Annotated in this window: 1 protein-coding gene; it reads left to right on the forward strand. The window is 47.3% G+C overall.

Annotated elements, in window-relative coordinates:
* On the forward strand, window positions 1–258 hold a 258-nt coding region (locus tag RMT89_RS44030), incomplete at both ends, for a hypothetical protein (RefSeq protein WP_315889369.1).

Consider the following 258-nt stretch of genomic DNA (forward strand, 5'->3'; position numbering starts at 1 on the left):
TTTTCGTTGGTGTCTATCATTTTCTTAGTCTCCCCCGTCCGCGCCAACGAACAGCAAGTATTTGAGACAACAAACACACCGATATCCGAGTTTGTGAGCTGGTACAGTCGCCAAACGGGTTTAAAAATATTGCTTGGTGCTGGGGTAAACGGTTCTGTTAGCTTTACTGCCCCAAACTTAGTGCCAGCGGAGTATCCCGACTTTTTCAACAGCGTTCTCCGCTCCCATGGTTACCAGCTTGTCAAAGATGGTAATTCG

Origin of the sequence: Streptomyces sp. P17 (assembly GCF_032436805.1) — a bacterium.
In the GTDB taxonomy this organism is placed as follows: Bacteria; Actinomycetota; Actinomycetes; order Streptomycetales; family Streptomycetaceae; genus Streptomyces.